Consider the following 7,990-nt stretch of genomic DNA (forward strand, 5'->3'; position numbering starts at 1 on the left):
AAGGAGTTTTTATAATGATTAATATTATCGGACTAGGATATATAGGTTTACCCACAGCTCTTATGTTTGCAAAAAGTGGGCTTAAGGTAGTAGGCACTGATTATAATGCAAATTTAATAGATTCATTAAAAGAGGGTAAGCTTACTTTTGAGGAAAATGGGTTAGAAGACTTATTTAAAGAGGCTCGTTCAAATGGAATTGAATTTAAAACGGAATATCAGAAGGCCCATACTTACATTATTGCAGTTCCAACACCTTATCTCAAAGACAGTAAGAAGCTTGATCCGAAGTATGTTATTTCAGCATTGAATAACGTGCTCGATGTCTGTGAAAAAGGTGCCTCTTTAATTATTGAATCCACAGTTTCACCGGGAACTATTGATAAATATATTCGTCCTGAAATAGAAAAAAGAGGTTTTATTGTTGGAAAAGATGTACATTTGTTACATGCACCAGAAAGAATTATACCTGGGAATATGATCTATGAACTTGAAAACAATTCAAGAACAATTGGTGCAGATAATTCAGAAATAGGTGAGAAAGTTAGAGGATTATATTCGAACTTCTGTAAAGCGGAAATTGTCGTTACTGATATTAGGTCAGCAGAAATGTCTAAGGTAGTTGAGAATACTTATCGGGATATTAATATTGCATTTGCTAATGAATTAGCAAAAATTTGTCGTACTGATAATATGGATGTTTATGAGATTATTCGAATTGCAAATATGCATCCACGAGTTAATATATTACAACCAGGTCCGGGCGTTGGGGGGCATTGTATCTCTGTAGACCCATGGTTTTTGGTTGGAGACTATCCAGATTTAACAAACCTTATTTTGACTGCGCGAAAAACAAATGATTCTATGCCTAGACATGTATTAGGAAGAATTAGAGATATTATGAGAGAGCATGACATTAAGGATATATCAAAAGTTGGCCTCTATGGTCTTGCATATAAAGAAAATGTTGACGATATCAGAGAAAGCCCTACACTTCAATTATTAGAAAGAATGGATGAGCACTTGGCGTATGGAGTAAAGGTATATGACCCATATGTGAAAGAAAGAATTGTAGACCATCAATTTATGAATTTTGAGGACTTTTTAAATGAGGTAGAGATCATTGTTATTATGGTAGGACATGATCATATTAAGAATAAAATGAGTCTAATTAAAGACAAGCTTATTCTTGATACTAAAAATATCTGTTTGCTTGAAGGTTCATATAAATTATAAAGTAAAGTTGGTTGATAAAATGAAGAAAAAAATAATGGTAGTTTTTGGAACAAGGCCAGAAGCAATCAAAATGTGTCCATTAGTTAGGGAGTTAAAAACAAGAGATGCATTGGATACGGTTGTTTGCGTTACAGGTCAGCATAGAGAGATGTTAGATCAAGTCTTGGATGCATTTAATGTGGTTCCTGATTATGATCTGTCAATTATGAAAGCAAAACAGACGCTATTTGATGTGACTATAAATATTCTAGAAAAAATGAAAGCTATATTGGAAGAAGTAAAACCAAATATAGTATTAGTACATGGTGATACCTCTACAACATTTGTAACGTCGTTAGCATGCTTTTACTTGCAAATTCCAGTTGGTCATGTGGAGGCAGGGTTAAGAACTAATAATATTTACTCACCGTATCCAGAAGAGTTTAATCGTCAAGCTGTAGGAATTATAGCAAAATATAACTTTGCTCCAACGGAAACTTCTAAAGATAATCTTTTAAAAGAGGGTAAAGATCCTTCTAATATTTATGTAACAGGGAATACTGCCATTGATGCACTTAAAACAACGGTTAGAGATGATTATACTAATGAACAACTTGATTGGGCAGTAGGTAGCCGACTTATTATGATAACTGCTCATCGAAGAGAAAACCTGGGTGAACCAATGAGAAATATGTTCAGAGCTATCAAACGAATTGTGAATGAGTATCCAGATATTAAGGCTATATATCCAATTCATATGAACCCAACAGTAAGAGAAGCTGCTAATGAGATTTTAGGAAACTGTGAAAGGGTTAGAATTATTGAACCTTTGGAAGTCTTGGATTTTCACAATTTCCTTTCAAAATCCTATCTAATATTAACTGATAGTGGCGGAATTCAAGAGGAAGCACCTAGCTTAGGTAAGCCAGTGTTGGTTATGCGTGATACAACAGAGCGTCCAGAAGGTATAGCGGCAGGAACATTGAAACTAGTTGGAACAGAAGAAGAAAATATTTATAAGACTTTTAAATTACTTCTTGAGGATAAAGCTGAGTATGAAAAAATGAGTCGCGCAAGCAATCCGTATGGTGATGGTCTTGCTAGTAAAAGAATAGTAGATATATTGGAATCTTAGACAGGTACATCGTGTGATTTGTTAAGAAATGATAGGAAAGGAGGTTTTTAACCTGAACATACTAGTAACCGGTGGTGCCGGATATATAGGCTCTCACACTTGTGTAGCTTTACTTGAAGCAGGACATTCAGTCATTATTGCTGACAATCTTTCTAACAGTAAGAGTGAAACTGTTATGAAAATCATGGATATAGCTAACAAAGAAGTTAATTTTTACGAGATTGATGTAACAGATGCAGAAGCCGTTGATATTATTTTCAGAAATTACAAGATTGATGGAGTTATTCATTTTGCTGGCCTTAAAGCGGTTGGCGAATCAGTAGAAAAGCCTCTAGAATATTATTACAATAACATCGTAAGTACAATGGTTCTAACAAAAGCTTGTCAGAAATATGGTGTCAATCGATTTGTCTTTAGCTCATCTGCAACAGTGTATGGAGATAATAAAGTACCTTTTGTAGAAACAATGGAGCTTTTACCAACGACTAATCCTTATGGTGAAACAAAAGCTATGAGTGAGCGGATTCTAACTGATATAGCAAATGCGACCCCTGCTTTTTTAGTTTCAATTCTTCGATATTTCAACCCAGTGGGGGCTCACGAGAGCGGATTAATTGGTGAAGCACCTAATGGAATTCCAAATAACCTTATGCCTTACGTTACTCAAGTGGCAAAAGGTAAACTTGAGAAATTAAGAGTATTTGGAAATGATTATCCCACAGTGGATGGCACTGGAGTTCGTGATTATATTCACGTGGTGGATCTTGCTGAAGGCCATGTTGCTGCATTGGAAAATCTTACTGAAGGTGTTCATGTTTATAACTTGGGAACTGGGAAGGGTACTAGTGTACTAGAGTTAGTAAAAGCCTTTAAAGAAGCAAATGATATTGAGGTCCCTTATGAAATAGTTGATCGGAGACCTGGGGATATTGCCTCATGCTATGCTGATGCTTCAAAAGCAAAGCGGGAACTTGGCTGGACAGCTAAACGCGATATTATTGCGATGTGCCGGGATGCATGGCGGTTTGAGAAGAGCTATAAAGAATAAGTAGGGAAAGGTATAGTAAAATTGACTCCAAACCCGCTCGCAAAGCAAGTGAAGCATGAAGTCTATAATTAAGAATTAATAATTGGGTAAAGTTAATGAAATTCAAAACTGCTCTGGAAGATGCGTTATCAATCAGACTGGATAAAAAAGTAGAGTTTGAAAATATTTTGAGCCAATACAACTAGAGGACGTACCGGCGGCTTATGCATTAACAGACAAGTTATATAACACATTAGGGTTTAAACCGACTACACCGATAGAAGATGACTTGCAAAATTTTATTAATTGGTATGTAGATCATTACAAAATTTATAATTTAGAATTTATGGAGGATGGTCATGTCAAAAATTAAAAAAGCAATTATACCTGCAGCAGGTTTAGGAACAAGGTTCCTTCCAGCTACCAAGGCAATGCCAAAGTAAATGCTGCCTATACTCGATAAGCCTACTATTCAATATATCGTTGAAGAAGCGGTTGCTGCTGGTATTGAAGACATCATTATAGTTACAGGCAGACATAAAAGAGCAATTGAAGATCACTTCGATCACCAGGTTGAACTTGAGTTAAATTTAAAGAGACAAGAAAAATATGATGTTTTAGAAAAGGTTAATCTCTCTACCAACTTAGCTAATATATTTTACATAAGACAAAAAGAACCGAAAGGACTCGGTCACGCAATCCATACAGCAAAACAATTCATCGGTGATGAACCATTCGCAGTTCTACTTGGTGACGACATTGTAGAAAGTGATACTCCAGGCATCAAGCAGTTAGTCGATATGTGCGATCAGGTTGAGGGGCCGATTATAGGGGTTAAGACCGTACCTGATGAGGAAGTATCAAGATATGGCATCATCGAGTATGAGAGTCGAGAAGAAAACTTATACAATGTGTCTAAAATGTATGAGAAGCCTGATTTATCTGAGACCGACTCAAGATTGGCAATCATGGGCAGATATGTACTTACCGCTGATATTTTTGATGAGCTTGAAAAAGGCAAGATAGGCGCAGGTGGAGAAATCCAACTGACAGATGCATTGGCTGATTTAAGCAAGAAACGTTCTGTCTATGCGTATGACTTCAAAGGCACCCGTTATGATGTGGGAGATAAAACAGGCTTTGTCACTACAACACTTGAATACGCTCTTAAATCTTCTATGAAAGAAGATTTACTTGATTATATGGAAGAGACTTTAGAAAAGCACAGAAACCGGGTATTCAAGTAAGGTGGGAAAAGAACCTATCATCTGAGAGATGGATGTCTTGGAGACTGCTCAATGAGCTGATATGTGAATCTTCATGAGCGAGGACTTTATGACTTTAGCGTGATTTCATGAGGATTCGGTTTTTATTTTCATAACTTCCATTGCTTCTACAACCAATAAAGGTTATCTTTTATAACATGAGGTGATATATAGATGGAAACCGAGAAATTGATGGACGAGATTGATCTGGTCCTCCAGACTTCCAAAGCAGGCACCTTGTCGACGTCAGTCAGTCCCACAGTCAGCGAATAAATGACTTTCTATATAAAGGATTATGCACTATATACCGAAACGGAAACAGACTCCCCCGTCCTGAAAGGCATCAAGGAGAACCCGCATGTATATGTTACGCTGGGCGGGAATGCGGATGCTGCGGATCAACTTGAGGTTACAGGTGAGATTGAAGTGGTCACCGACCAGGATATCATCGACTGGCTGACGCAGCAGAAAGGGCCGCTCACTGTGGCGACGGACATAGTGATGCTTAAGGTTATGGCGTTGAAAGTGAAGCTGGTGGGGGAGTAGAATAGGGATAAGGCATTAAATTTAAGGATCACAAAGAGGCTTGGATGAAGCTTCCCAGGAAATCAATATTATGAGCGTGTTACTCACTTTAAATTGTGGATAATACGCACTTTTTATATATAGATCTCTTTAAACTAAAAATAACATGAGCACTAAATGTCATAATCTGTGAAGATGGGGAAACGGAAAACACGGACCAAGCTATCGCTTTGGTCAGCGGATTCTACAGTACGCGCTGGCTCCCTGCTTCGGAAAGACGGCCTGCCCAAGCATATGGAGTTCAACACAGTGGATCAGAGGATGTTTGCTTCAGTAGCCTCCAAGAGAAACCACATACCCAGAAAGTCTTTGAACTACCAGACACCGCTGGAAGCATTTATGAGTTACATGGATGTAGGCAGGCTGTCTAGTTTATTTTGACAAACGAAGAATCTTTGAATCTTAACTTTATTACATAACATATTAATATATTTTTTCTATATACAGGGTAAAGGTATGTAATATATATCAGGTGAAACTACTACTAAAATAATAGAAAGGTTTGTTTTTGAGATATGTTATATTTTTTAAAGAAATTTGATAATTGTTAACATAATGCAAATGATGAAATTGTCCCAATACAAAAATTAAAGTTATAGTAGAATGTAGTAGCATAGATTAATTATCAATTAGCTTAAAGGAGCATATAAATGCATAATGAAAATATTCGAGTACTTGTTGTAGGTCTTGAGAAGTATCCGAGCAATAAAAGGTATGGACCATTGAGTTTAAAAGGATATGATTTTTGCACGGTAGCTTTTATTCCGAAATTAAACAATGAAAAGAAACATAAAGACTCATACTGTGAGAGATTATATAAAATAACTGCTTATAGAAGAGTGATGAGTTTTTTAGCAGGTAAACCATTAAAAATGACTGAATTCAGTAAGTATACTAATGTTGAAAAAGTAGTTCATGAGTTTAAAGAGAAAGGAATTTATTTTGTCAATATAGAAGAGATAGAAATAAATGAAATAAAGCATAGATTCGATGAAAACACCCTTATTATTCTATTTGGAGTAGCCACTGAAAGAGCATGGAAAGCACAAAACAAAAAATTTAGAAGATGAACTAAATGTTAAAGAGCTATTTTTCCATCATCCTTCTCCTCAAGTACATCATGATGATTGGAAATATTACGATTATGAAATGACAAATAGGGAGAGCCGTAAAGTTAATGCAGAATATATTAATAAGACTATGCCGAAAGTTTATGCTCTAGTAAATAATATGGATATTTAAGGGGGCACAGGATTTTTCAAAATTATAATTATTAAAGATATGTATAACTCCCTATGCATGTCTTTTTGTCTTTTTTCTATTAACTGTTTTTTATCTTATAATTTTCTAAATGCAAATGGAGGTTCTTTCATAGATAAGTGTAACAAAACCACATTTAGGGTAAAACTAATTAATATCAATTAATTAGGAGTGTTTAAATGAATTCAAATATGCCAAAAGATTCAGGTCTTGATAAGACTCTAAGTCTTCTTAAAGAGGGTTATGAGTTTGTCATGAATCGTGACAGAGCGCTTGATACAAACATTTTTGAAACGCGTATTCTCGGTGAAAAAACGATTTGTCTTACTGGCAGTAAACAGGCTGAGTTGTTTTATGACAACACCGCTTCAGAAGAAGTGATGCTGCACCTGCTAGAGTGAACAAGACACTTTTCGGTGAATGGGGGCGTACAGGGTCTCGATGGTGATGCGCACAAAAATCGTAAAGCAATGTTTATGTCTTTAATGGACAACAAAGCCATGGATGAGATTGAGAGCCTTACAGAGAGATACTGGCACGAATTTTTTGCGGATATCAATGAGTTTGATACTGTGGAGTTATACGAAGCAGCGAAGATAGTATTCCTGCAGGTTGCCTGCGACTGGGTGGGTGTTTCTTTGGAAGATGAGGATCTCGAGACTCGTGCGAAGCAGATTTCTGATTTATATGAGTCGCCTGCAGAGCTCGGGATACAGCACTGGAAAGGGCGTAAATCCCGCTCTCTGGTTGAGGATTGGATTCAAGAACTTATTGAAGGTGTACGTAATGGTGAGATTGAAGCTGATAAAGACAGAGCGCTCTATCAATTCGCTATGCACAAAGATCTAGATGGAAAACTTTTAGATGCTCAGATTGCGACAGTAGAGATTTTAAATCTGATTCGTCCGATTAATGCGATTAGTGTCTGGGTCGCTATGATGGGTCTCGCACTCCATGAACATAAAGAGGAGGCGGGTAAACTGAAGGGTGCTAGTCTTGAACAGCTCGAATGGTTCATTCAGGAAGTCAGACGCTATTATCCTTTCTTCCCAGTCGCAGTGGCACGTGTAGCCCTTGATTTCGAATGGCAAGGTTACGAGTTTAAGGAAGCCACTTTAACGCTCTTGGACTTATATGGTACCAACCGTCATCCTGACGATTGGTCTCGTCCAGAAGAGTTCTCGCCGGAGCGTTTTAAAGGCTGGCAGCAGACACCGTTTAACTTTATTCCGCAAGGTGGAGGTTCTTATGACTTCGGTCACCGCTGTGCAGGGGAGTTTATTACGATAGTCGTTATGCGGACAACACTCGACTTTCTTGTCAATCATTTGGAATTTGAAGTACCGGACCAAGATTTCAGCTTTGAATACAACGACATTCCAGCTGTACCGAATGACAAAGTGAAAATAAAACCAACACGTTTAAAATAACTGTAATAATCTAGTGAAATAAATAGAAAGGGATGGGGAATACGTTAACCCCATCCCTTTATTTTATAATTGTC

At 37.0% G+C, this 7,990-nt stretch carries 7 protein-coding genes and 2 pseudogenes; all 9 read left to right on the plus strand.

The features are described from left to right. Positions 1-1,235, plus strand: a 1,235-nt coding sequence (locus TJ68_RS00005; RefSeq protein ID WP_337587676.1) for a nucleotide sugar dehydrogenase, incomplete at its 5' end; no start/stop codon positions are given. 19 nt (positions 1,236-1,254) lie between these two features. Next, the gene (gene wecB, locus TJ68_RS00010) at positions 1,255-2,349 is read left to right on the plus strand and encodes a non-hydrolyzing UDP-N-acetylglucosamine 2-epimerase (RefSeq protein WP_040928074.1); all 1,095 of its coding nucleotides are present in this window, start codon (positions 1,255-1,257) and stop codon (positions 2,347-2,349) included. Between the two features lie 52 nt (positions 2,350-2,401). Continuing rightward, a complete protein-coding gene (galE, locus tag TJ68_RS00015) occupies positions 2,402-3,397 on the plus strand; it encodes a UDP-glucose 4-epimerase GalE (protein ID WP_040928075.1) in 996 nt (331 codons plus the stop codon). A 338-nt stretch (positions 3,398-3,735) separates the two neighbouring features. Continuing rightward, a pseudogene (gene galU / locus TJ68_RS00020) lies at positions 3,736-4,623 on the plus strand (UTP--glucose-1-phosphate uridylyltransferase GalU). A 291-nt stretch (positions 4,624-4,914) separates the two neighbouring features. Continuing rightward, entirely contained in the window at positions 4,915-5,187 is a 273-nt protein-coding gene (locus tag TJ68_RS00025) for a pyridoxamine 5'-phosphate oxidase family protein (protein ID WP_040928071.1), read from the plus strand. 234 nt (positions 5,188-5,421) lie between these two features. Continuing rightward, positions 5,422-5,607 (plus strand): annotated as a pseudogene (locus tag TJ68_RS08215) (IS30 family transposase); the annotation flags it as partial. A gap of 269 nt (positions 5,608-5,876) precedes the next feature. Then, complete coding sequence (locus tag TJ68_RS00030; protein ID WP_040928072.1) at positions 5,877-6,296, plus strand: hypothetical protein; 420 nt, start codon at positions 5,877-5,879, stop codon at positions 6,294-6,296. Between the two features lie 369 nt (positions 6,297-6,665). Beyond that, complete coding sequence (locus tag TJ68_RS08615; protein WP_238315984.1) at positions 6,666-6,887, plus strand: hypothetical protein; 222 nt, start codon at positions 6,666-6,668, stop codon at positions 6,885-6,887. Positions 6,888-6,971: 84 nt separating this feature from the next. Continuing rightward, entirely contained in the window at positions 6,972-7,916 is a 945-nt protein-coding gene (locus TJ68_RS00035; protein WP_238315986.1) for a cytochrome P450, read from the plus strand. Positions 7,917-7,990: the final 74 nt, after the last annotated feature.

This window comes from Nosocomiicoccus massiliensis, from assembly GCF_000438455.1.
Taxonomy (GTDB): domain Bacteria; phylum Bacillota; class Bacilli; order Staphylococcales; family Salinicoccaceae; genus Nosocomiicoccus; species Nosocomiicoccus massiliensis.

Bases quoted from the DNA above. Each gene is read 5' to 3' on its own strand.
- wecB (WP_040928074.1), top strand. From the start codon at position 1,255: ATGAAGAAAAAAATAATGGTAGTTTTTGGAACAAGGCCAGAAGCAATC.
- TJ68_RS00025 (WP_040928071.1), top strand. From the start codon at position 4,915: ATGACTTTCTATATAAAGGATTATGCACTATATACCGAAACGGAAACA.
- TJ68_RS00030 (WP_040928072.1), top strand. From the start codon at position 5,877: ATGCATAATGAAAATATTCGAGTACTTGTTGTAGGTCTTGAGAAGTAT.
- TJ68_RS08615 (WP_238315984.1), top strand. From the start codon at position 6,666: ATGAATTCAAATATGCCAAAAGATTCAGGTCTTGATAAGACTCTAAGT.
- TJ68_RS00035 (WP_238315986.1), top strand. From the start codon at position 6,972: ATGGACAACAAAGCCATGGATGAGATTGAGAGCCTTACAGAGAGATAC.